This is a genomic window from Enterocloster lavalensis (assembly GCF_046603895.1).
Classification (GTDB): domain Bacteria; phylum Bacillota; class Clostridia; order Lachnospirales; family Lachnospiraceae; genus Enterocloster; species Enterocloster lavalensis.
The window spans coordinates 4,563,771-4,587,024 of the sequence record NZ_CP176637.1; the positions used below are offsets into that span (position 1 = coordinate 4,563,771).

A 23,254-nucleotide genomic window follows, 5' to 3' on the forward strand; every position below is an offset into this window, starting at 1 on the left:
AAGGAGAAACGGTATGGAACACGCAGATAAGACCAGGAAGGGGTTTCGGATGCCCCACACGTTTGTAATCATTTTCACCATCATTCTCATCGCCATCGCGTTTACATGGCTGATTCCGGCGGGGGAGTACGCCAGGTTTGAGAACGCCCAGGGGATTAAAGTGATCGATCCGTCCCAGTTTAACAGTTTGGAGCGGACGCCGGTGAATCCATTACTCATTACCCAGTATATTGTCAATGCGTTCATTAAAAATGCCGACCTGATCATGGTCATTCTGTTTTCGGGCGGCGCGTTTCACATGCTGACCAAAACCGGAGCGCTGCAGGCGGTGATCGCCAAGCTGGCCAGACGGTTTTCCGGCCACATCGGGATTTTTATTCCGCTGCTCTCCCTGGTGTTCGCGCTGATCTGCACGACCCAGGCCGTGAACATGTTCATCGCCTTCGCGCCGGTGATGGTGATGCTGTCCCTGGCCCTGGGGCTGGATTCCATCTGCGGGGTGGCGATTATCATTCTGGGCGGCGCCATCGGATTTTCCACGGGAACGCTGAATGTGAGCACCACGGTGATCAGCCAGAAGATCGCGGATCTGCCGCTGTACTCGGGGATCGGCTACCGGTTCGTCTGTTTCGGCGTGTTCTTTGTGGTGACCAACCTGTTTTTGATCCGCTATGCCAACAAGATCCGCAAGAACCCGCAACTCAGCCCCATGTACGATCTGGACCAGAAAAATGCCCTGGCAAAGGACCTGAAGCTGGAGGATTTCGGCGCCATGACGCCCCGGAAATGGATCACAATCGGCTGTCTGGTGGCGGCAATGGGACTGATCGTGTACGGCAGTATTATGAAGGGCTGGGATGTGGCGGAGCACGCCGCGGTGTTCCTTGCCCTGGGGATTGTGGTGGGCCTGGTGGCCGGCTTCTCGGCCAATGAGATTTCAAAGGAGTTTCTGGCGGGCTGCAAGGATATGCTGGGCGCGGCTATGATCATCGGGCTGGCCAGGAGCATCGGCACTATTATGGGCGACGGAAATATTATCGACACCGTGGTTCACACTCTGGCGGGAATCCTCAATGTGGTGCCCTTCTATCTCCAGGGGATCGGGATGCTCATCGCCAACACCATTATCAATGTGTTTATCACCTCCGGCTCCGGCCAGGCCTCGGTGGTGATGCCGATCATGATTCCGCTGGCCGACCTGCTGGGCATGACGCGGCAGACCGCCATTTTGGCCTTCAATTTCGGAGACGGCTTCTGCAATTACATACTGCCTACCTCCACGGCGCTGATGGGGATTATCGGCGCGGCAAATATTCCCTATGACCGCTGGATGCGGTTTATGTGGAAGTGCTTCCTGCTTTGGCTGGCTACCGGTGCGGTGATGCTGCTGATAGCCCAGGCGATTCATCTGGGACCGATGTAAATAATAGGAGATGATATAAAATGTTAAAGGAACGGATTTTTGAGGAGATAGACAGACAGAAGGAACGGCTGTGTGAAATGGCCGATATCATATTCGATCACCCCGAATGCGACGGGGAGGAGATGATGGCTGCCGATCTGTTATGCGGGTATCTGGCGGAGAACGGATTCACGGTAGAGCGCCCCATTGCAGGGCTGAAAAGCGCCTTCCGGGCCGTGTACCACAGCGTGGGGAACGGGGCGGAGGGGAGCGGCCGGATGGCTGAGCCTCCCGCCGGCCCGGCTGAGCCCACCGCTGGCCTGGCTGAGCCCCCCGCCGGCTTGGCTGAGCCCCCCGGCGGTCCGGCCGCGAACCCCGGCGGCCCGGCCCCCCGCATCGGCCTCCTCTGTGAGTACGACGCTCTGGCCGGGCTGGGGCATGGGTGCGGGCATCATATGCAGGGACCGGCCTGCCTGGGCGCGGCGGTGGCGCTGAAAAACTGCTGCCGGGACCGGGCGTTTACACTGGTGGTTTACGGCACGCCCGCCGAGGAGACCTTTGGCGGAAAGATCAATATGATGGAGGCCGGTTATTTGAAAGACATCGACGTGGCGCTGATGATGCACGGCGGGCCGGACACCTGCACGGACATCCGCTGTCTGGCGCTGTCATCCTTTGACGTGACATTCCACGGGAAAAAGGCCCACGCGGCCATCATGCCGGAGGAGGGCAGAAGCGCATTCGACGCGCTGCTGCTGGCCTTCCAGGGCGTGGAATTTCTGCGGGAGCACGTCCGGGACGACGTTCGCATGCACTATACGGTGAAAACCCTTCCGGGGCCGGAAAATGTGGTTCCCTCCGAGGCGGTGGGAAGCTTTGCCCTGCGCTCCTTCTCCAGAGATTATCTGGACCAGGTGGCGGAGCGGTTCCGGGATATTGTGCGGGGGGCGGCGCTGATGGCCGGGGTGACCTGCGAGATCGCGGAGAAACCGGCCCTGGCCAACAAGGTGCCAAACCTGACGCTGAACGATCTCCTGGTCGAGAACGCGCGGCTGGCTGGCGCGCCGGGGATCACGCCGCCCAGGGAGCGCACCGGCTCCACGGATTTCGGCAATGTGATGCACGAGCTTCCGGGCAGCTGTATCCGGGTCAAATTCGTGCCCTCGGGCACTTCCTCCCATTCCAAAGACTATGTGGAAGCGGGAAAAACGGAGGCGGCCCACAGCTGCGTGGTCTACGGGGCTAAGGCCATGGCCGGGGCATCCCTGGATATGCTGACGGACTGTAAAATAATGGAAAACATAAAGCGGGAATTTGCTGAGAAGCGGGAGTTATACCGGTGATAAGCTGTATTGATTTAAAAAGTTTTGAGACCCGGGCAGAGTACGGACCGATGGTCATTGGCCGGGTCTGTTGCGAGGAGTTAATTGGCATGTTGAGAAAAAGGAGGCGGCTGCCATGAGCGCTGCAAGACAGGAAAAAGTTAGAAATATCGTGTGTCTCCTGGCCGGTTCGTTTGTGTACAGCGTGGGCACCCACTGCTTTGTGGTGCCCGCCAATATCGCGCCGGGCGGCGCGTCGGGCCTGGCGCTGATGGTGAATTTTGTGACGGGGCTGCCGGTGGGCGTGCTGACCATGGTGGTGAACGTTCCCCTGCTGATCCTGGCCTGGATCTATCTGAGCCGGAAATTCGCGGTCAGCACGGCCATGACCTGCATAGCCTGTTCCGTGATCCTGGATTTCGTGGTGGCGCCGGTATTTCCCATGTACACCGGGGACCGGCTGCTGTCCAGCCTGTTCGGCGGCGTGATCGTGGGGGCGGGCATGGCGCTGATCTTCATGTCCGGCTCCACCACCGGAGGAAGCGACATTCTGGGGTATATTCTGCAAAAGAAAAAGCCCCATCTGTCCATCGGGCGGGCGCTGATCATTGTGGACGGAGTGGTGCTGGCACTGTCCATTTTCGTGTTTCAGAACGTGGAGTCCGGGCTTTTGGGAATGATCTCCCTCTACGCCTGCACCAGCGTGATCGACGCGATCCTCTACGGAAACGACGCGGGGAGCATGGTGACCATTGTCAGCCGGTATCCCCAGCGCATCGCGGACCGCATCATCCAGGACCTGGAGCGCAGCGCCACGGTGATGAACGGCCGGGGCGCTTACAGCCGAAAGGACACCGGGATTCTCCTGTGCACGGTGCGCCGGTCCCAGTTCGGACGGTTGAAACAGATTATCCGGGAGACGGATTCCAGCGCATTTGTGATGGTGACGGAGACCACGGAGGTGTTTGGGGAAGGGTTTAAGGAGATTGTGAGTTGACGGGACGGCGGTTTGGGGGGGGGGGGGCAAGCGCACGGCCCGGAATGCAGCCAAGTACCCGGCCCCCCGCCTTCCCCGACGCCAAAAAGCGCCCGGCAGCTGAATATTCCAGCTGCCCGGGCGCTTTTTCTATGGCGCGTCCAGCGGTGCATATTTACAACATTTCCCAGGTCTAAAACCCGTCCTCCTCCCAATCCTCGCCGCCGTCCCGGCTTTCACCGAATTTTCCGTCCACATCCACAAATGTGTCCGGCGCTTTTTCCAGCAGGGATTTGATCAGCTCTTCCATGGGCACGAACTGGCGGCAGATCAGGGTTTCGATCAGCAGCGGCAGGTTTACGCCGGTGAGATGGCGGAACGGATACTGCCCGGACAATGCTACCACGGTGTTGAAGGGGGTGCCGGAGGTGATGTCCGTGAGCACCAGTAGCTCCGTCCCCTGAAAGGATTCCATGGCCCGGACCAGCTCTGCCCTGAGCTGGTCCGGGCTTTCGTCGGCTGTAAGGCCCACCGCCACGGCCTGCTCCTGGGGGCCGAGAATCATCCGGGCCGTGTCCAGCATGGCTGTGGCGTAGGTTCCGTGGGATACAAGTAAAATTGCGATCATGATTTGCTCCTCCTCAAATTATGGGTTGCAGGCGTCAATGGCGGCGCGCAGGCGTCCCCCGGCCTGTTCCAGACGCTGCTTCGCGGGTTCCGGTTCCAGGCCGGTGAGACCCATGAGCACGGCCAGCTTGACGCAGCGGCCGGAAGCTTCCAGCAGCTCTGCCGCCCGCTCCTCGCCGCAGTCCAGGCATTCCCGGATGATATTGATGCTGCGGACCACCAGCTTTTCATTGGTGGGCTGCACGTCCACCATCAGGTTCTGGTACACCTTTCCCATCTTGATCATAACGGATGTGGAGATCATGTTCAAGATCATTTTCTGGGCCGTGCCCGCTTTCATGCGGGTGGAGCCGGTTATCGCTTCCGGCCCGGTCACCGCCTCCACGGCTGTTTTGGCGTGGCGGGACATTTCAGCGCCGGACACACAGGAGACGGCTCCGGTATATGCGCCCACGGAGTCCGCGTAATCCAGCGCGCCGATCACATAGGGGGTTCGCCCGCTGGCGGCAAGGCCCACCACGACATCCCTTTGGGAAATACCCAGCGCCCGCAGATCGTCGGCTCCGGCCTGTGCGTTGTCCTCGGCCCCCTCGCTGGATTTGCGCAGTGCGCGGTCGCCTCCGGCGATGATTCCCTGCACCAGCTCCGGGGAAACGCCGTAGGTGGGCGGGCACTCGGAGGCGTCCAGCACGCCCAGGCGGCCGGAGGTCCCGGCCCCGATATAGATCAGGCGTCCGCCCTGTTCCAGGCGCGCGCAGATTTCGTCCACAAGCTGCGTCAGCTGGGGCAGACACTGGTTTACAGCCGCGGCGATCCCTGCGTCCTCGCGGTTGATGGCCTCCAGTATTCCGGCGGTGGTCATGGAGTCGATGGAGCGTGTGTTGGGGTTTCTCTGTTCGGTTTCAAGGGATTTCAGGTTCATATGCTTCTCCTCCGTCTGAACTGATACGTTTGATAAGCACATTATACGGTATTGAAATTAAAAAACAATTATTTTATGAAAAGTTGAAATTTTATTTTACTTCCTGAAAGTTTTGTGACATACTGAGAAAAAAGGGAAAACAGGAGGAACTGAAATGAGCGTACTGATCAAGCTGAGAGATTACCGCAACCTTTCCGCGGCGGAGAACCAGGTGCGGGAGTATATTCTGAAATATCCCAAAAAGGTGCTGGAGTACACGGTGTACGAGCTGGCCAAGGAATCCTTCACCTCCCCGGCCACGGTGGTGCGCCTGTGTAAGAAGATCGACATCAAGGGATTTGCCAGGCTGAAGGTGCTGCTGGCGGAGGAAACCAAGTATTTCCAGGACATGAAGCTGAACCTGCTGGACACCACCACCATTGAGAAGAACGATTCGCCCCACGCCATTATCGAGAAGATCACCAATATTGCGGTCAAAACCATCGAGGAGACCAGGGTGCTGGTCAATGAGAAGCAGTTCATGGAGGTGGCACGGCTGCTTCAGAAGGCTGTGATCATCGACTTTTACGGCGTAGGCGCGTCCAACCCGGTGGCGATAGACGCCCAGTTTAAATTCATGCGCATCGGGAAAAATGTAATCACCTACCAGCTCTACGACCGGCAGTACGTCCAGGCGGTGAACTCGGACGCCAGCCATGTGGGCATCATCATTTCCTATTCCGGGGAGACCAAGGAAATGTTGAAGATCGCGGGGATTCTCCAGAAAAACGGCACTCCGGTGGTGGCGGTGACTTCAAGCGGGGAAAATTCCTTAAACCGCATCGCGGACTACAACCTGTTCGTCACCGCCAAGGAGACGGTGTTCCGCAGCGGAGCCATGGCCTCCAGGACGGCCCAGCTCTACATCATTGACATTCTGTACGCCCTTTACTGCTCTCTGGATTACGATGAGAGCATCAAGAAGATTCAGCAGACCCGGATCGAATCATAGGGGAAATCCGGGGGCGTGTTTCATAAGCTGAAAGAAAATTTCGCAATTATCTTCCAATATTGACATTTATTTTCGGATTTGATAATTTTGTGCTAAGAAAGGGGGAAACAAACATGATTACCATTGCAAGAATTGACGAGCGCCTGATCCACGGACAGGTGGCCTACGCATGGACCGTCGCCTATAAGAGTGAGGCGATCATGGTGATTGACAACGAGATCGCAAAGGACAAGTTCCAGATCTCCCTGCTCCAGATGGCCTGCCCCGCGGGGGTGAAATGCTTCATCTGCGATGAGGACAAGGCGGTGGAGCTGCTGAAAAAGTATGAGAAGCGGAAGATTTTCGTGGTGGTGAAGCATCCGGGAACGCTGCTTTCCATCTGCAAAAAGGGCTGCGGTTTGGAAGCGGTCAATGTGGGCGGCCTGTATTTCAAGGAGGGAAGGCGTCAGATTTCCAAAACCGTCTACGTGGACCCGGAGATGGAGGAGATTTTCCGGGAGCTTGACAGCCTGGGCGTACGGCTGGAGAACCGGACCACACCCACGGACCCGGAAGAGGATTTGATGAAGCTATTGTAAGGATTTTACAGAGGAGGGTAATTGGTTATGAGTACGTTGCAGGTGCTGCTGCTGAGTATTTTTATCGCGCTATTGATTTTGGAAAATTATGGTTATGGATACTGGATGATTTCGCGGCCCATTTTCGCGGGTCCGCTGATCGGCCTTCTGCTGGGGGATGTGCAGACCGGTCTGCTGGTGGGCGGAAGCGTGGAGCTGATGTACATGGGCGTGATTCCCGTGGGCGGCAGCGTTCCGCCAAACGCGCAGATCGCCGGGATTCTCTCCACGGTGTTCGCCATTTTAAACGGCGGCAACGCGGAGGTGGGAATCGCCCTGGCGCTGCCCATCGGGCTTCTGGCCCAGCTGCTGATTATGTTCGCGTGGAACTTAAACATTATTCTGATCCACGGCGCGGACAAATACGTGGAAGCGGGGGATTACAAGAAAGTGGACCGCATGCATCTGTGCGGCCTGGTGGTATTTTTCTTCGTGTTCTTTATTCCCACGTTCCTGGCGATCCAGTTCGGCAGTGAGTTTGTAAACAATGTGGTGGCGGCCATGCCGCCGGTGCTGACGGACGGCCTGAAGATCGCTTCCGGCATTCTCCCGGCAGTTGGAATGGCAATGCTGCTGAAGATGATGAACTTTAAGAAATACTGGTCGTTTTTCGCCCTTGGGTTCGTATTTTCCATCTATCTGGGGCTGAACGTGCTGGCGATTTCCATTATCGCCCTGGCCCTGGTGTTCGCAATGCACGCCATGCGCAGACAGGAAGCGGACGACGACGGATTTGACGACGAGGACGAGGCGGATGGGGAGCCCGCCGGCAGACTGTTGGGCCAGAAGGAGCTGAAAAAGGTATTCCGCCGTTCCTTCTTCTCCATGACGACCATCAACTATGAGCGCTATTGCTCTCTGGGATTCTGCTACGCCATGATCCCGGCCTTAAAGGTGCTGTATCCCAACCAGGATGATTTTAAGGAAGCCATGCTGCGGCACAATGAGTTTTTCAACTGCCATCCCTACACGGGCAACGCGGTAATCGGCGTGTCGCTGGCTCTGGAGGAGCAGCGGGCGGCCGGGAAACCCATTTCCGCCGAGGCCATTTCCTCCACCAAGGCGGCGCTTATGGGACCGCTGTCCAGCATCGGCGACTCGGTATTCAAGGCCACCTTTATGACCATTTTCGCGGCCATCGGCGCGGCCCTGGCCCTGGACGGAAATATGGCGGGCCCCTTCCTGTTCATTATCCCCAACGTGCTGCTAAACGTGTGTTCCAGGTGGCTGTTCATCAAATACGGCTATGAGCTGGGCACCAATCTGGTGGTGAAAATGAAGAGCAGCGACATCATTGACAAGTTCGTGGAGGGCGCGACCATCGTGGGTATGATGGTGGTGGGCGCCATGATCGTGGGATTTGTGAACCTGAAAATCGGCTGCGTCTGGGTGATCGGTGAGAAGGAGATCGTGCTCCAGGATATCATCAACTCCCTGATGCCAAGCCTTCTGCCCCTGCTGCTGGTGCTGTCCTACTATTGGATTCTGATCAAGCGCAAAAAGGGTATGTATATCTGTATTATTGCGAGCTTTGTGCTCGGAATCGCTGGAAAGGTGGTTGGACTCTTCTGATGAACCAGGTTAATCAACATATTTTAGAACAATTAAAACATAAGCTGATCGTGTCCTGCCAGGCCCGGGTGGGCTGGCCCATGTACGGGCCGGAGATCATGGCGGCCTTTGCCGCCGCAGCCCAACAGGGCGGAGCGGCCGGTATCCGGGCCACGGGCGCGGACAATATTCTGAAGATCAAGGAGCGGGTGGACCTTCCCATTATCGGGATCAACAAGCAGTTCTACGACGGCTATAACGTTTACATAACTCCGTCCTATGAGAGCGCCAGGGAAATTCTGGAAATCGGTGTGGAGATTATCGCTCTGGACGCCACCCCGAGAAAACGGCCGGGGGGCGAGACGGTGGAGTATATCCTGGAACAGATTCGGGAGCATTATCCCGATGTGCTGGTGATGGGGGAGATTTCCACGCTGGAGGAGGCTGAGGCTGTGCTTCCTATGGGATTCGATATCATTTCCACCACGCTGTCGGGTTACACCGAGTCCAGCCAGGACGTGAAGTCCGTGAATCTGGAGCTGATCCGGCAGATTCGCGGGATCACCGACACGCCCATTATCGCGGAGGGAAAGATCGCCCGGGAGGAGGAGGCCGTGGAGGCCATGAGAGCCGGAGCCCACGCGGTGGTGGTGGGAACCTCCATCACCCGGCCGGAGATTATTACGGAGCGGTATGTGGGAGCGCTGCGGGAGTTTGAGGCGCGGCTGTAGACGGAGATGGTCTGCGGCGGATGAATGGAATATGGGAGATGAGAGAGCAGGGACCTGCCCCGGGATGTGGGGGGCGGGGCCCTGCTTTTTGGCGTCGGGGAGATGTAGGGGAGGCGTCGTGGAATCGTTGGGGAGGCGTCGGGAATGAGGCGAGGGAAGCGATGGGAATACGGCCGCCGCAGATATTGATTGACAAATGCCAAACTTGCTGATATGCATGTTATATACCTGGCCAGTGCCGGGGCCGACGAAATTTGTTGAAAAAATCTTCGAATCTATGTCACACGGTGGAAAATCTGCGCTCTAATTATAGTAGGAGGGATTAACATATGGAAATTAAATCAAATGAAGAGTGGACAAACTGGATTGAAAAAGCGGTGGCAGGGGATAAGGAGGCCTTGGAACAGATCGTTCTCGACCTCCAGGACATGGTGTTCAATCTGTCGCTGCGCATGCTGGGGACATTTCCCGACGCCGAGGACGCGGCTCAGGACATTCTGCTGAAGGTGATCACCCACCTGGCCACGTTCCGGGGGGAGAGCGCGTTTACCACCTGGGTGTTCCGCATCGCCACCAATCACCTGGTTCACTACAAAAAGCACATGTTCGCCCAGATGCCGCTGAGTTTTGAGTATTACGGGGCGGACATTGAAAATGCGCGCCTGGACGAGGTGCCGGACCTGACCCAGAACGTGGAGCGGTCCATTCTGGCGGAGGAGCTGAAAATGTCCTGCACCAATGTGCTGCTGCAATGTCTGGACGCGGAGAGCCGCTGCATTTTCGTGCTGGGAACTATGTTTAAGCTGGACAGCCGGATCGCAGGGGAAATCCTGGACATGACGCCGGAGGCCTACCGAAAACGCCTGTCCCGTATCCGTAGAAAGGTGGCGGATTTCCTCTCCGCTTACTGTGGGGAGTACGGCGAAGGGCAATGCCACTGTATGAAACGGGTGGATTACGCCATTCAGAGCCACCGGTTGAACCCGGCCGCGCTGGATTATACCACGGCCACGGAGCACACGCCGGAACAGATGCGGCAGTTTAAAAATGCCATGGAGGAGATCGACGATCTGTCCGCCCGGTTCACCTTCTGCAAGACCTACCAGTCGCCGGAGCGGACCCGGCAGTTTTTCCGGGAATTTCTGGCCTCCGCCTCCCTGTCGGCGGTGACGAATGCATAGGAGGAGATTATGAACACAGATGTAATATTGGATTATCTTATGGAATTAGAGCGGAATAATAACCGCGAGTTTTATCACGCCCACAAGAAGGAGTACCAGGCGGCTAAGGCGGAGTTTGAGGCGTTGATCCAGGAGTTGATTTTCAGGATCGGGAAAACGGACGGGAGCGTGCTTGGCTGCGTGCCCGGGGAATTGACCTTCCGGCTCACAAGGGATACCCGCTTCAGCCACGACAAATCCCCCTACAACCCGGCGTTCCGCGCCCATATTTCCGGCAGCGGAAAGCTGCCGGTTCCGGTGGGGTATTACCTGATGATCAAGCCGGGTGGGCAGTCGTTTCTGGGCGGAGGGCTCTTTGCGGATATGTTCAAGGAGGCCACGGCTATGGTGCGGGATTATATTGCCGCGCACCCGCAGGAGTGGGAAACGGTGGTTCAGGACGAGGAGTTCCGGGCGTGCTTTAAGGTGTAGGGGACTGCGCTGAAACAGGTTCCGGCGGGGTATGACAGGGAGCATCCCCAGGCGGAGTTTCTGAAGTATAAGAGCTGGTATCTGGAATATCCGGTGGCGGATGAGGTGATTCGGGACGCGGATGGATTTCTGGAACTGGCGGAAACGGTTTTCAGGAAAATGAAGCCGTTTAATGATTTGATGAACCGGGCGCTGGATGGGTTTCGGATGCCGGAGAGGTGAGCGGGGGGAAGCAGCACCACCCTAATCAGGCAGCAGATGAATCATCACCAGCTCCGGCGGATTAAAAATCCGGGGCAGGCGGTTTAAGCACAGGCCGCGGCTGACGATCATAGTGACCCGGCCCAGCCGGTAGCGGCCTCCTGCGTACCGGGGGAACAGGCCCTGGTGGGGGGCCAGCAGACCGAGCCCCAAACCGGGAATCCGTACCTGACCGCCGTGGGCGTGGCCTGCCACCACCAGGTCGAAGCCGCTCTCCCGGTAGTAGCGGGTCAGCTCCGGGCGGTGGGTGAGCAGGATGGAGTAGCGCTCCGCGGCCAGCCCGGCGCGGCAGGCGGCCAGCTGGCGCTCCCACTGCCGGGGAATCCGGCGGACGAAGCGGTTGGGCGCGAAAACCGTGGGATCGTCCACGCCGCCGATTTCAAGGAGCTGTCCGCGTATGTTTACGGTCCGGGTTTCCCCGGAGAGCACGGTGACGCCGTGGGAGGTGAACATTTTCTTGATTGCGTCCAGGTTGCCGGTGCGCTGCTCGTGGTTGCCGGTGACGTAGAAGCAGCGGGGGGAAGGAAGCATCCCAATCCCTGCCAGAAACTCCCGGGTTCCAACCAAAGGAACCTGGTCGTCGACGATGTCGCCGGCCAAAAGGATCAGGTCCGGGTCATATTTTCGGAGCGCGCGGACCAGCACCTCCTGCCGGCGCCCGTAGCGGGTGCTGTGCAGGTCGGTGACCAGGGCGATCTTTACCGGCTGCGTGATCTGGTCCGGATACTCGTTGTAAATGCGCACCACCGGCGCACGGCTGAAGGCGGTGTTCCGCCAGGATGTTCGTTTCATATCTGACTCCCAATTTCTAAATTCGGTCGGGCTCTTCCGGTTATCCGAAAAATTCCGCAAGTTTTTCTTCCATATCCGGGTCGCTGACACAGTAGCCGATGGCCATGCGGCCGCCGGTCTCTTCAGCCAGCATCCGGGCGTTTTCTTTGCCGAAGGCCCCGCACATTTCCAGGCAGCCAAAGCCCTCCGCCAGCAGCTTTTTGGCCGTCTCTCTGGCCTCCTCAAAGTCGCGGACCGTCACAAAACGGGTGAGCATTTCACCGTGAACAAATTCCGCGGTATCATGTTTTGTGTCGTAATCTCCAAGCACCATCATTGCATATTTTTTCATTGTCTGTTTCCTCCTCAGGATTGATTTTACCCGTCAGTCGGGCAGGTTGATAAATAGATCGGAAAGGGTCAGGTTCAATGCATCCGCGATCTGTTTGCAGCGCTCCAGGGTGACGCTGTGCTCACCCCGCTCCAGGCGGCCGTAATAAGCCCGGCTGATTCCGCACAGCTGTGCGAACTCCTCCTGGGTATATCTGCGCGCCTCCCGCATTTTGCGCAGCTCGTTTCCAAATCTGACGTTGACATTGTCCGGATCGCGCAAAGAATGTTCCCCCCTAACTCGGAATACGTTTCCTTCAGTATACCATGCCGGACGCATTTGGAAAAGAGCTTTCATTTCGATTGTCGGAGCGAGAAAACGTCATATATAGCGTTGAATAATGTCGAAAATTGCGATATTCTGGTAATACAGATGGCAGCGGAGGCTGCGTATCTGAAATACCACGCGTACCGCAGGGAGCGGTGGAAGGAGAAAATCATGGAAGGTACAAATGACAGAGGAGCGCTGACGCTGAAGTTTCCGGTGCAATCGTTCCGTAAGATTCCCAACCCCTATCTGAAGGAGGAGGAGGGCGACAAGGAGGCGGCCATGTACGTTGCGATCTGCGACGTAAAGGAGCTTCCGGCCGATATCCCCATGGAGACCAACCCCAGGGAGCAGAAGCTGACCACCAACGTGGCAAAAAAGATCAAAAATTCGCTGCTGGACCCGGCGGCATTTGATTTTTATCTGCTGAACCGCGGGCTGCTGCTGTCCGCCAGGACGGTGACCTTTGACAACTATTCCAACCAGGTGACCGTTGTGTTCGAGGACCCGGATGTGCACGGAAATGTGGACGGAGGCCACACCTACAAGATCATTCTGGCCAACCGGGACCAGTTGGATCTGGGACAGCAGTATGTGAAATTGGAGATTCTTACGGGCGTGGAGAATATTTTCCAGAATCTGGCTGCTGCGAGAAACACGTCGGTTCAGGTGCAGGACAAGTCCATTGCGGAGTTGGAGAAGCGGTTTGAGATCATCAAGGATGCCATCGGCAGCGAGGCCTTCTCCAAACGGGTGTATTTCAAGGAGAACGACAGCGGGGACATCGACGTGGCGGACCTGCTGGCGATGTTGAATATGTTCAACATCCACAAGTACCCGGGCAAGGAAAATTTCCCCGTAGTGTCCTACAGCGCGAAGAAAAAATGCATCGATTACTACATCGAGTATCACAAGAAGTTTGGGGAGAGCGCGGAAAATCCCTACGTGAAGATGGTTCCGATTATGTGCGACATTTTTAAGCTGTACGACAGGATTGAGATCAGCATGAGCCGTTTTTACCGCCAGAAAAACCAGAGCGGGCGCTATGGCTCGGTGAAGGGGGTGGCTGCTCCTAAGGGCGGCAGGTCCTTAGAGTCCAAGTTTTACGGGAAACAGCTGGATTTGTATTCCCCCACCGGCTTTCTCTACCCGATCCTGGGCGCGTTCCGGGCCCTGGTGAAGGAGGAGAACGGCGTTTACGGCTGGAAAACAGACCCCTTTGCCGTACTGGAACGGGTGGGCGGCGAGCTGGTGGAGACCACGGTGGAGCGCAGCCGCTCCCTGGGCAACAATCCGCAGTCCGTTGGAAAGGACAGCGGAAACTGGAAAACGCTGTATATTACGGTGATGTTTGATATGATGGAGCTGTAGGCGGGAGGTTACGGTTCACAGGCAATATCCCGCGCGGGAAAGCAAAAAACTTGCCAAATGCGCCCGATCTGTGGTAGAATAGAGTCTATCATCGGAGGGTATGTAATACTCAGATTATATGCCGGATAAGATGGCGGGATGCGCCCGCTGCCTTATCCGGCTTTTGTGGTGCCGGGGGTAGACGCGGTGATGGAGATATGGCAGATGGCCGGTGCGGCTGCGGATTTCCACCTCACGTCCGATGAAATGTAAAAGAAATACAATCAGGAGTTGAAAACATGACCAGACAGTTATCCATGACAGAAGGAAAGATCGGCCCGGCGCTGTTGAATTTCGCGGTGCCGGTACTGATGTCCGGTTTTTTACAGGCGCTGTACGGCGCGGTGGATTTATTGGTGGTGGGGCGCTATGACAGCTCTGCGGCCGTCTCCGCGGTGGCCACCGGCAGCCAGATGATGCAGACCATCACCGGCGCCGTGCTGGGGCTTTCCATGGGCGGCACGGTGATGATCGGCCACGCCATTGGGGAGAAGGAGCCGGAGAAGGCGGCCCGGGCGGTGGGCACGCTGGCGGTGCTGTTTGCCGTGATCGCGGCGGTCTGTACCGCGTTCATGACCCTGGCCACCGGATGGGTGACGGGGCTGCTGCACACCCCCCAGGAGGCGTTTGTGTACGCCAGGCAATATATATTCATTTGTTCCTCAGGAATCCCGTTCATCATCGGCTACAATGCGGTCAGCAGCATTTTCCGGGGCATCGGGGACTCCAAGACGCCCATGTACCTGGTGGCGGCGGCCTGTGTGGTCAACGTGGTGCTGGATTTTCTGCTGGTGGGCGGGTTTCACATGGGGGCCGCGGGTGCGGCCCTGGCCACCATCGCGGCCCAGGGCTTAAGCTTCTTTCTGTCGCTGTTTATCATTGCCAGGCGGGGATTTCCCTTTGACTTCGGGCGGCGGCACTTTAAGCCTGACTCCCACGCCATGAAGCGGATTCTGCTGGTGGGAACGCCGCTGGCCGTGCAGGACGCCCTGGTCAATATCTCTTTTTTGATCATCACGGTGATCGTCAACACCATGGGCGTGGTGGCTTCGGCATCCGTGGGAGTGGTGGAGCGCCTCATGGGCTTTGCCATGCTGCCGCCCTCGGCGTTTGCCTCCGCGGTGGCCACTATGACGGCCCAGAACATGGGGGCCAACAAGCCTGAGCGGGCCTGGGGGGCGCTTAAGTGCGGCATCGGCTATTCCCTGATCTTCGGAACTGCGGTCTGCATCTACTCCCAGTTCTGGCCCCAGACGCTGACCGGGATTTTCTCCGGCGACCCGCAGGTGATTGCGGCGGCGGCCCAGTATCTGCGCTCCTACGCCCTGGACTGCGTGCTGGTGTGCTTTGTATTCTGCATCAACAGCTATTTCAGCGGCAGCGGCAGGTCCGTGATCACCTTCGCCCACAGCATGGCCGCCACCTTCGGAGTGCGGATTCCCATGTCCTATTTGATCAGCCGGTATGCCACGGGCACGCTGTACTACATGGGACTGGCGGCCCCGGCGGCTTCGGTGCTGTCCATTTTGATCTGCGGGGTGCTTCTGGCGAAGCAGCAGAGACGGGGAAATGGACGGGGAAAGCCACGGCCCTGATCCGGGACTCATATAATCATACCGGTTCGAACCGGTTCGTTCAGACAAAAACGCAGGCGTCTCCCTCGCGGGAAATGCGCCTGCGTTTTTGCGTGTCTCAACATCCATGTTCATCACACTTCCATCCAGGGGACAATCTGTGGTAAAATAGACTCATTATCCAAAAAACGGCGCAGGCCGGCAGAGGAGGCAGGGAATGAAAAACATGAGGGGGAGATTTCGAAGGTTCTGGAGTGATATGTGCCTGGAGCGGAAGCTGCTGGTCAGCTATATCTTGTTCGCGGTGATCCCGATTCTGGTGATCGGGTCCGTGATCTGCCGGGTGTCCTTCAAGATCATTATGCGCCAGACCCGGCAGTACGCGGACATGATGATCGAACGGATCAACAACGACGCCGACGATTTTGTGGAAAACATCGAGCGCCAGGCTTATGTGGTGTACACGGAGCCGGAAATCCAGGATATTCTGGAACATTCGGACCGCTACACCTTCTCCCAGCTCCAGGACGGCAAGGAAATGATTCACAAGCGCCTGATCGGGATGTGGGTGACGGAGAAATACATCGTTGGCTCCTACTTGTGCGGTGCGGAGGGGAATTCCTACTACACCAACATCAACGAGCGCAACGACATCGATCCCGCCCAGGTATTTTCCGGGGAAAGCTGGTACGCCACCATCACCGAGGGAGCCAGGAAGGGCGTGCTCACCGGCGTCCACCGGGACGACAAGTATTCGGACTCCTCGTCCCTGCAGCTGATCAGCTACGTGCACGCGGTCAACAGCATCGGAACGGGGAAATACCTGGGATTTCTGGTGATCGACATCGACGCCCGGGTGCTGGGAGAGATCGTGGGCAACCGGGCGGAGAACCTGGGCGGTTACATCACAATCCTGGACGACCGGAACAATGTGATGTACACCACCTTGCCGGAGGAAACCGGCCGTCTGGGACAGGTGATCTGCATGGAGCACGTCTCCCCCAAGACCGGGTGGACGGTGCGCACGGAGATTCCCTGGAGCCGGTTTGCCAAGGAGATCGTGAACATTATGCTGCTCACCGCGGTGGTGGGGGCCTGGTGCTTCCTGGTGTTCATCTGGCTGTCCCGGAAGATTTCACGGAACATCGGCGCGCCGATCCGGGATTTGCAGACCGCCATGGCCCGGGTGGAGGAGGGCGACATGGAGGTGGTGGTGCGGGCGGACCGGGACGACGAAATCGGGCGGCTGGCCGGAAGCTTCAACCACATGGTTTCCAATATCAAGGACCTGATCGAGAAGGTCTACCTGACCCAGCTGGGCAAGAAGGAAGCGGAGTTCAACGCGCTTCAGAGCCAGATTAACCCCCATTTCATGTACAATACCCTGGAGACGGTGAACATGATGGCGATTCTGGACGGCAGCTATGAGATATCGGATATTCTCACCGCCTTTGGCAAGATTTTGCGGGTCAATCTGGACCAGAAACACAATATTATCCCTCTGGGCCGGGAACTGGAATACATCCGAAACTATCTGATGATCGTGCAGATTCGGGACCCGGAGCTGTTCACCTTTGAGCTGAACGCCCAGCCGGAAGCGGAAAAATGCCTGATTCCCAAGCTGACGCTGCAGCCCATTGTGGAGAACAGCATCCTCCACGGCTTTAAGGAGAAGATGAGCAGGCGCAGGCTCACGGTGAACGCCGCGGTGGAGCACGGACGCCTGGTGATCACGGTGGAGGACGACGGCAAGGGCATGACCGGGGAAAAGCTGGAGTACGTGCGCCAGTCCCTGGAACTGGAGGAGTCCCTTGGGCGCAGCGCCAGCATCGGACTCAACAACGTCAGCGAGCGGTGCCAGCTCTATTTTGGGGAGAGCTTTTCCATGGAAATCCACAGCCGCCGGGGAACCGGGACAAGGGTCACGCTGAACGCCACGGCTATTTACGGGGAGGGGGAGGAATATGATACGTCTGGTCATTATTGACGACGAGCAGCTGATCCGCCGCGGGCTGCAGAAAATTATCGAGATGAGCAGCGGGAAATACGAGATCGCGGGGGAGGCCGCGGACGGCGAGGAGGGCTTAAAGCTGCTTTTGAAGGTGAGCCCGGACATCGCGGTGGTGGACGTGAAAATGCCGAAGAAAAACGGCCTGGAAATGATCGGCGAGTACCTGGCCCAGGGGGCGGGAAGGACCCGCTTTATCGTGCTCAGCGCCTACGACGACTATGCATTCACCCGCAAGGCCATCAAGCTGGGAATCTGCGACTACCTGTTAAAGCCGGTGAACCGGTTTGACTTCCTGCGCCAGCTGGAGGAGACGGCAAAGCTTATGCGCCGGGAGGCGGTGTCGGACGGCGGAGCCGCGGAGGGAGAGGGAGACGGGGACGGGGCGGCCGCCGCGGACGCGGTCAAGCGGGCCATGGAGTACATCGACCGCTACTTCTACCAGGAGCTGACCCTGGCCGGGGTGGCAAAAGAGGTCCACATGCACCCCAACTATTTCGGCAACCTGTTCAAGAAAAAGACCGGGGTCAGCTATCTGACCTACCTGACAAGTGTGCGCATGGAGAAGGCCAGGGAGCTGTTGGACAACCCCAATCTGAAGGTTTACGAGGTGGGCCAGATCGTGGGATATTACAGCCCGAAGCATTTTTCAAAGGTATTTAAAAAGCACACCAACATGACGCCCAACGAGTACCGGGACCGGAACAAACATGTGTAGATCTGGCACCATATATTAAGTTTGCGTCATATACTTTGCGGACAGTCTTTTTGTATAATTAAAGTCACCAAGCAAGTTGTACGGAAAAAAGAGGAGGTATTACAATGAAAAAAAGACTGTTGGCAATGTCCATGGCGCTTTTGATGGCGGCGGGCCTGACGGTGGGCTGCGACGGGGGAACGGCGGATACGCCGGCCACCCAGGCTCCGGAGACCCAGAAGGACGGGGGAGAAACCACGCAGGCGCAGGCTTCCGGCGGAGGGGAGAGCGGGGAGCAGGTGACCATCCGTTTCGCGGGCTGGCTGGAGGTGGAGGAAGCCACGTCCCAGCTGTTCAAGGATCTGATCGCCGGGTTTGAGGCGGAAAATCCGGACATCAAGGTGGAGACGGTGGCGATTCCCTTCAACAATTTCAAGGATCAGGTGATGATCGCGGCCAACTCCGGCGACGCGGCGGACGTGATTATGGGAAATGATCAGATGATGTCGGCCTTCAACGGCGCCCAGATTCTTCAGCCCCTGGAGGGCGTGCTGGATCAGGCGGTGATCGACGATCTGATTCCGGTGTACAAGGAAGCCACCATGTACGACGGCAAGCTGTGTTCCGTGGCCTGGATGCCCCATCCGGTGGCTATGTTCTACAACAAGGACCTGTTCGCCAAGGCAGGTCTGGACCCGGAAGCTCCGCCCAAGACCTGGGATGAGATGATCGATGCCATCGCCAAGATCAGCGCCCTGGGCGAGGATGAAAACGGAAACCGCATCTACGGCCTGGCGATCCCCAACGGCAAGGGATCCCACGCAGCCCAGCGTTTCCAGGGCATCGTCTACTCCTACGGCGGCAATTTCCTGGACGATACGGGGATGCCAAACGTGGAGACGCCCGAATATAAGGAGGCGTTCCAGTTCTTAAAGGATATGGCGGACCAGGGCTACATGCCCGAGTGTGTGGACGCCAAGGACGCCCGCAGCCTGTTTGCCACCGGCGTGGCCGGAATCACCTTTGAGAGCGAGATGGGCCGGAACATTTACCGCACCACCAGCGGTCTGGGCGAGGAGTTCGACAAGTCCATGGGCGTGGCTCTGTTCCCGGTGAACAAGACCGGCGAATCCACCACCATCAACACCCGCCACGAGCTGGGAATTTACGCCCAGTCCGAGCACAAGGAGGCCGCGGCCAAGCTGGTGGAGTACCTGCTGAGTGAGGAAGCCGCGGTAATGTACTACGACGCCCAGGACGCCATGTCCCCCAGAGTCTCCATTTCCCAGCTGTCGGAGATGAACAAGGACGAGTATTCCAGGATTTTCAACGAGCAGTCCGCCACGGCGAAACCGGTGAAGATCACGAACGCGCTGTTTGACAACGCGATGTCGGAGATGAGCAAGTCCATGGAGCGCGTGCTGGTGAACCACGAGGATATTGACACCGTGCTGGCGGATTTACAGAAAACGGTGACGGATTTGTACAAGTAAATTCAGCGCGGCCATGCCGGTGACTGACGGCTGCAAGCCGGCGGGGAACCGCACAGGAACATGCTGGCCAGGGCCGGGGGAGACCGAGATAGTCTCCACCCGGCCCTTACTGACAGAAGGTGAGGATATGAAACGAAATACGAAAAAACTGCTGTTTGCACTGGGGCTGATTCTGCCGGCCTTCGCCATGCTGTGCCTGACGATCATCACCCCGCTGATCAATATCATCTGGATGAGCTTCCACGATTACAGCCTGCTCAATATCAAGAATATCAAATGGAATGATTTTAAGAATTACACGGTGCTGTTCGGGGAGAAGGAGTTCTGGAATTCCTTTGTGCGGACCATCGTGTACGTGGCGGTGACGGTGGCGGCCCAGTTTGTGCTGGGAATGGCCGTGGCCCTGCTGCTCAACCGGAAATTCCCGGGCCGGAACCTGATGCGCGGCCTGATTTTCCTGCCCTGGACCATCCCCACGCTGATCGTGGCGGTGATCTGGATGTGGATCATGCAGCCCCAGTACGGCGTGCTCAACTACATTCTGCGCTCCCTGGGTCTCATTTCCCAGAACGTGAACTGGCTGTCCTCCACCAAAACGGCCATGGCCAGCGTAATCGTGGCTGCGGTGTGGCGGCAGCTGCCGTTTATGATGGTCATGCTGTTAGCCGGACTTCAGACCGTCCCCCAGGACCTGATCGAGGCGGCGGTCATCGACGGCGCGGGTAAGGGCCAGGTGTTCGCCAACATCACGCTGCCCAGCATCATGAGCGTGATCAAGACCGTGACCCTGACCGCCATCATCGGAAACTTCCAGATGTTTACATTATTTTACAATATGACCGCGGGCGGGCCGGTGCGCGCCACCACCACCCTGACGGTTTACACCTACGAGACGGCCTTTATGTCCTACGACCTGGGCAAGGGCGCGGCTATCGGCGTGGTCTGGATGATTTTCCTCATCGGCTTCGGCACCCTGTACAACCGCAGGCTGAGCCGCACGGAATTTTACGGATAGGGGGGAACGGACATGAGACAACTGACAGCAGGAAAGATTGTAAAATACGGGCTCATCGGCTTTGTGGCCCTGGTATTCATTTTCCCCATTTACTGGATGATCGTCACTTCGCTGAAGCCCAACTCGGTGATCATGCGGCTTCCGCCCCAGTTTCTACCAACGCATCCCATTGCGGACCACTACATCAGCGTGTTGTCCGACCACCGGTTTTTCACCTTCTACAAAAACTCGGTGATCGTGGCGGTGTTGACCACCGGCGTCACCCTGATGCTGGCGATCCTGGCAAGCTATTCCTTCTCCCGGTTCCGCTACCGGTTCAGCGGGCCGCTGCAGATGCTCTTTCTCTCCACCCAGATGTTTCCGGCTGTGGTGCTGCTGATCGCCCTCTACACCATGTACAGCAAGTGCGGGCTGATCAACACCTACACGGCGCTGGTGCTGGCCTGCACCACCTCGGCCCTGCCCCTGTCCATCCTGGTGCTGAAGGGATTTTTCGACACGGTCAGCGCCACCATCGAGGAGGCGGCCACCATCGACGGGGCTGGCCGGTTCCAGACCTTGTTCACCATTGTGATCCCGCTCATCAAGCCGGGAATCGTGGCGGTGGGGCTTTACAGCTTTCTGGTCTGCTGGGACGACTTTCTCTGGAGCCTGACCCTGACCAACAAGCTGGAGATGCGCACCCTGTCGGCCGGCATTTCCATGCTGTACCTGGGGGAGCAGTCACAGGACTGGGCGCGGGTGATGGCCGCGGCCACCTCGGCGTCCCTGCCTATTTTAATTGTTTACATTTTTTTACAAAAGTACATGATCGAGGGCCTGGCAATGGGCGCGGTGAAGGAATAAGGAGGAAATATGCGGTATATCGAGGAGCGGTTGCGGGAACTTGAGGCGTACCGGCCGGAGCTTACCAGGCGGCCGGATTTCGGGGAGTTCTGGGAAAATACCCTGGCGGAGAGCCAGGCGCGGGAGCTGAGGCCAAAGGCGGAGCAGGTGGATTACCCCTGCGGGCACGCCAGGGTCTATGATATCTCCTATGACGGATTTGACGGGACGCGGATTCACGGCTGGTTTCTGGTCCCGGCCTTCGGCAAAGCGGCGCTGTGGCCCTGTCTGATCCAGTACCACGGCTTCACGGACAGCCGGGGCCTGCCCTGGCAGCTCATGCACTGGGTGATGGCGGGCATGGCCGTGCTGGCGGTGGATTGCCGGGCCCAGGGCGGTGTGACGGGGAACCGCGCCCATTATACGGACAGCGGAATGGTGTCCAACGTGACCACGCTGGGGATTCTGGACCCCTATGAATACTATTACCGGGCCGTGTACATGGACTGTGTCCGGGCGGTGGATTTTGCGGAGGGCAGGCCGGAGGTGGATCCGGGCCGGATCGCGGTGCGGGGGACCAGCCAGGGCGGGGCACTGGGTATGGCAGTCTGCGCTCTGGACGGGCGGCCTGGGTTTGGCATTGTCAACGTGCCCAGCAACAGCGATATGGAGACGCGGATTGCCGGGCGGCACGGCTCCTTTTCGGCGGCGGCTGATTTTCTCATGCGTTACCCAGATCAGACGGATCGGGTATTGGAAACCCTTAGCTATTTTGATACAATGAATATGGCGGACCGGATCCGTTGTCCCATCTTCGCCTCCGTTGCCCTGGGCGACGAGGTGTGCCCCGCCAAATGCTACTACGCCTCCTACAACCGGATCACAGCGCCCAAGGAGATCACCGTGTATCCATTCAACGGGCACGACGGAGCGGGGGACGTGCATATGGAGCGGGAGCTGAGGTATCTGCGGGAAAGCGGATTTTTGGCATAGAGGGGGCACGTCCGGCCGGGGGGCGTCCCCGTCCGCCATGTGATGGCAGAAATCAGCAGAAAGGGGTACAGCAAATGAACGAGGTATTGGAAAACATCCACAGACGGCGCAGCGTGCGCAGGTTCCTGCCGGAGCCGCTGCCGCAGGAGGTGCTCACGGCGGTGGTCGAGGCGGGGAGGCAGGCTCCCTGCGGGGGAAACAACCGCACCACCCATTTTATGGTAATTCAAGATCAGGGGGCCCTGGAGGAACTCCGCCGTCTGGCGGTGCAGGAGTTCGCGAAGATGGAGGTGGCGGAGGACACCTACCGGAGCCTGAAAAACGCCATTTTGTCCTCAAAAAAGGGGACTTACGTCTACGACTACCGGGCTCCGGTGCTGGTGGTGGTGGCGAACCGGGCGGGATACCGCAACGCCATGGCGGACTGCTCCTGCGCGCTGGAGAACATGATGCTGGCCGCATTTTCCCTGGACGTGGGCTCCTGTTGGATCAACCAGCTGCACTGGCTGGACGACAATCCCGCGGTGCGGGCCGCCCTGGAGTCCTGGGGGCTGGGGGCGGACGAGACGGTCTGCGGCGCCTTGGCCCTGGGGTATCCGGCCGAGGGGGCCGTGCCCAAGGCGGAAGGGGATCGCGGGGGGAACCCGGTGACGTATGTCTGAGAATCGTCTTTATTTCCAATCCGGCGGTTGATTATTCCATGTTTTCCTGCTATTCTTGAGACAGAATTTTACAGTTTGGATCTGATAGGAGGAAGG

At 57.9% G+C, this 23,254-nt stretch carries 22 protein-coding genes and 1 pseudogene; 18 read left to right on the forward strand and 5 right to left on the reverse strand.

Annotated features, from left to right (window positions below; all coding sequences use genetic code 11):
- Positions 1 to 13 precede the first annotated feature (13 nt).
- The 3 genes from ACK2JC_RS20365 (at position 14) to ACK2JC_RS20375 (ending at position 3,721) form a co-directional block, all read left to right on the forward strand.
- Positions 14 to 1,423 carry a YfcC family protein gene (locus ACK2JC_RS20365; protein WP_320937770.1) on the forward strand — a complete coding sequence of 470 codons (1,410 nt, stop codon included), beginning with the start codon at positions 14 to 16 and terminating at the stop codon, positions 1,421 to 1,423.
- Between the two features lie 20 nt (positions 1,424 to 1,443).
- Positions 1,444 to 2,745, forward strand: coding sequence for a M20 family metallopeptidase (locus ACK2JC_RS20370; RefSeq protein WP_320937769.1), 1,302 nt, complete (start codon positions 1,444 to 1,446; stop codon positions 2,743 to 2,745).
- Positions 2,746 to 2,860: 115 nt separating this feature from the next.
- Positions 2,861 to 3,721, forward strand: coding sequence for a YitT family protein (locus tag ACK2JC_RS20375; protein ID WP_320937768.1), 861 nt, complete (start codon positions 2,861 to 2,863; stop codon positions 3,719 to 3,721).
- A 172-nt stretch (positions 3,722 to 3,893) separates the two neighbouring features.
- Here ACK2JC_RS20375 and ACK2JC_RS20380 read toward each other — a convergent pair whose 3' ends face one another.
- Both ACK2JC_RS20380 and murQ read right to left on the reverse strand, forming a co-directional pair.
- Positions 3,894 to 4,328 carry a PTS sugar transporter subunit IIA gene (locus ACK2JC_RS20380; RefSeq protein WP_092367014.1) on the reverse strand — a complete coding sequence of 145 codons (435 nt, stop codon included), beginning with the start codon at positions 4,326 to 4,328 and terminating at the stop codon, positions 3,894 to 3,896.
- A gap of 18 nt (positions 4,329 to 4,346) precedes the next feature.
- Positions 4,347 to 5,249: an N-acetylmuramic acid 6-phosphate etherase gene (gene murQ / locus ACK2JC_RS20385; RefSeq protein WP_320937767.1), complete on the reverse strand. Its 903-nt coding sequence runs from the start codon at positions 5,247 to 5,249 to the stop codon at positions 4,347 to 4,349.
- A 154-nt stretch (positions 5,250 to 5,403) separates the two neighbouring features.
- On the opposite strand from murQ, the gene ACK2JC_RS20390 reads away from it, so the two are divergent.
- From ACK2JC_RS20390 to ACK2JC_RS20415, 6 genes and pseudogenes are all read left to right on the forward strand, one after another.
- On the forward strand, positions 5,404 to 6,240 hold the full coding sequence (locus ACK2JC_RS20390) for a MurR/RpiR family transcriptional regulator (RefSeq protein WP_118756075.1): 837 nt from the start codon (positions 5,404 to 5,406) through the stop codon (positions 6,238 to 6,240).
- Positions 6,241 to 6,353: 113 nt separating this feature from the next.
- The gene (locus ACK2JC_RS20395; protein WP_092367023.1) at positions 6,354 to 6,818 is read left to right on the forward strand and encodes a PTS system mannose/fructose/N-acetylgalactosamine-transporter subunit IIB; all 465 of its coding nucleotides are present in this window, start codon (positions 6,354 to 6,356) and stop codon (positions 6,816 to 6,818) included.
- A gap of 27 nt (positions 6,819 to 6,845) precedes the next feature.
- Positions 6,846 to 8,429, forward strand: coding sequence for a PTS system mannose/fructose/sorbose family transporter subunit IID (locus tag ACK2JC_RS20400; RefSeq protein ID WP_024735825.1), 1,584 nt, complete (start codon positions 6,846 to 6,848; stop codon positions 8,427 to 8,429).
- The gene (locus ACK2JC_RS20405; RefSeq protein ID WP_368271069.1) at positions 8,429 to 9,139 is read left to right on the forward strand and encodes an N-acetylmannosamine-6-phosphate 2-epimerase; all 711 of its coding nucleotides are present in this window, start codon (positions 8,429 to 8,431) and stop codon (positions 9,137 to 9,139) included. The genes ACK2JC_RS20400 and ACK2JC_RS20405 overlap by 1 nt, the downstream gene beginning before the upstream one ends.
- A gap of 329 nt (positions 9,140 to 9,468) precedes the next feature.
- The gene (locus ACK2JC_RS20410; protein ID WP_368271070.1) at positions 9,469 to 10,320 is read left to right on the forward strand and encodes an RNA polymerase sigma factor; all 852 of its coding nucleotides are present in this window, start codon (positions 9,469 to 9,471) and stop codon (positions 10,318 to 10,320) included.
- A gap of 9 nt (positions 10,321 to 10,329) precedes the next feature.
- Positions 10,330 to 11,013: pseudogene (locus ACK2JC_RS20415) on the forward strand (DUF2461 domain-containing protein).
- A gap of 21 nt (positions 11,014 to 11,034) precedes the next feature.
- Here ACK2JC_RS20415 and ACK2JC_RS20420 read toward each other — a convergent pair.
- The 3 genes from ACK2JC_RS20420 to ACK2JC_RS20430 are packed head-to-tail and all read right to left on the reverse strand — an operon-like array spanning position 11,035 to position 12,436.
- Entirely contained in the window at positions 11,035 to 11,844 is an 810-nt protein-coding gene (locus tag ACK2JC_RS20420) for a metallophosphoesterase (protein ID WP_368271071.1), read from the reverse strand.
- A gap of 40 nt (positions 11,845 to 11,884) precedes the next feature.
- The gene (locus ACK2JC_RS20425; protein WP_092367033.1) at positions 11,885 to 12,175 is read right to left on the reverse strand and encodes a DUF6506 family protein; all 291 of its coding nucleotides are present in this window, start codon (positions 12,173 to 12,175) and stop codon (positions 11,885 to 11,887) included.
- 33 nt (positions 12,176 to 12,208) lie between these two features.
- Entirely contained in the window at positions 12,209 to 12,436 is a 228-nt protein-coding gene (locus ACK2JC_RS20430; RefSeq protein WP_024735820.1) for a helix-turn-helix transcriptional regulator, read from the reverse strand.
- 216 nt (positions 12,437 to 12,652) lie between these two features.
- Between ACK2JC_RS20430 and ACK2JC_RS20435 the strand changes: the two genes are divergently transcribed.
- The 9 genes from ACK2JC_RS20435 to ACK2JC_RS20475 all read left to right on the forward strand — a co-directional run bounded on the left by ACK2JC_RS20435 (position 12,653) and on the right by ACK2JC_RS20475 (position 23,158).
- Positions 12,653 to 13,852 carry an AIPR family protein gene (locus ACK2JC_RS20435; RefSeq protein WP_118756134.1) on the forward strand — a complete coding sequence of 400 codons (1,200 nt, stop codon included), beginning with the start codon at positions 12,653 to 12,655 and terminating at the stop codon, positions 13,850 to 13,852.
- Between the two features lie 278 nt (positions 13,853 to 14,130).
- Entirely contained in the window at positions 14,131 to 15,486 is a 1,356-nt protein-coding gene (locus ACK2JC_RS20440; RefSeq protein WP_320937760.1) for an MATE family efflux transporter, read from the forward strand.
- Positions 15,487 to 15,682: 196 nt separating this feature from the next.
- A complete protein-coding gene (locus tag ACK2JC_RS20445) occupies positions 15,683 to 17,452 on the forward strand; it encodes a sensor histidine kinase (RefSeq protein ID WP_368271072.1) in 1,770 nt (589 codons plus the stop codon).
- The gene (locus ACK2JC_RS20450; RefSeq protein WP_320937758.1) at positions 17,430 to 18,191 is read left to right on the forward strand and encodes a helix-turn-helix domain-containing protein; all 762 of its coding nucleotides are present in this window, start codon (positions 17,430 to 17,432) and stop codon (positions 18,189 to 18,191) included. The genes ACK2JC_RS20445 and ACK2JC_RS20450 overlap by 23 nt, the downstream gene beginning before the upstream one ends.
- Positions 18,192 to 18,295: 104 nt before the next feature.
- The gene (locus ACK2JC_RS20455) at positions 18,296 to 19,663 is read left to right on the forward strand and encodes an ABC transporter substrate-binding protein (RefSeq protein WP_368271073.1); all 1,368 of its coding nucleotides are present in this window, start codon (positions 18,296 to 18,298) and stop codon (positions 19,661 to 19,663) included.
- Between the two features lie 127 nt (positions 19,664 to 19,790).
- Positions 19,791 to 20,678 carry a carbohydrate ABC transporter permease gene (locus ACK2JC_RS20460; RefSeq protein WP_024735815.1) on the forward strand — a complete coding sequence of 296 codons (888 nt, stop codon included), beginning with the start codon at positions 19,791 to 19,793 and terminating at the stop codon, positions 20,676 to 20,678.
- 12 nt (positions 20,679 to 20,690) lie between these two features.
- On the forward strand, positions 20,691 to 21,524 hold the full coding sequence (locus tag ACK2JC_RS20465; protein ID WP_007715566.1) for a carbohydrate ABC transporter permease: 834 nt from the start codon (positions 20,691 to 20,693) through the stop codon (positions 21,522 to 21,524).
- 9 nt (positions 21,525 to 21,533) lie between these two features.
- Positions 21,534 to 22,496, forward strand: coding sequence for an acetylxylan esterase (locus ACK2JC_RS20470; protein ID WP_320937756.1), 963 nt, complete (start codon positions 21,534 to 21,536; stop codon positions 22,494 to 22,496).
- Positions 22,497 to 22,570: 74 nt separating this feature from the next.
- Positions 22,571 to 23,158, forward strand: a complete 588-nt coding sequence (locus ACK2JC_RS20475) for a nitroreductase family protein (RefSeq protein WP_320937755.1) — start codon at positions 22,571 to 22,573, stop codon at positions 23,156 to 23,158.
- Positions 23,159 to 23,254: the final 96 nt, after the last annotated feature.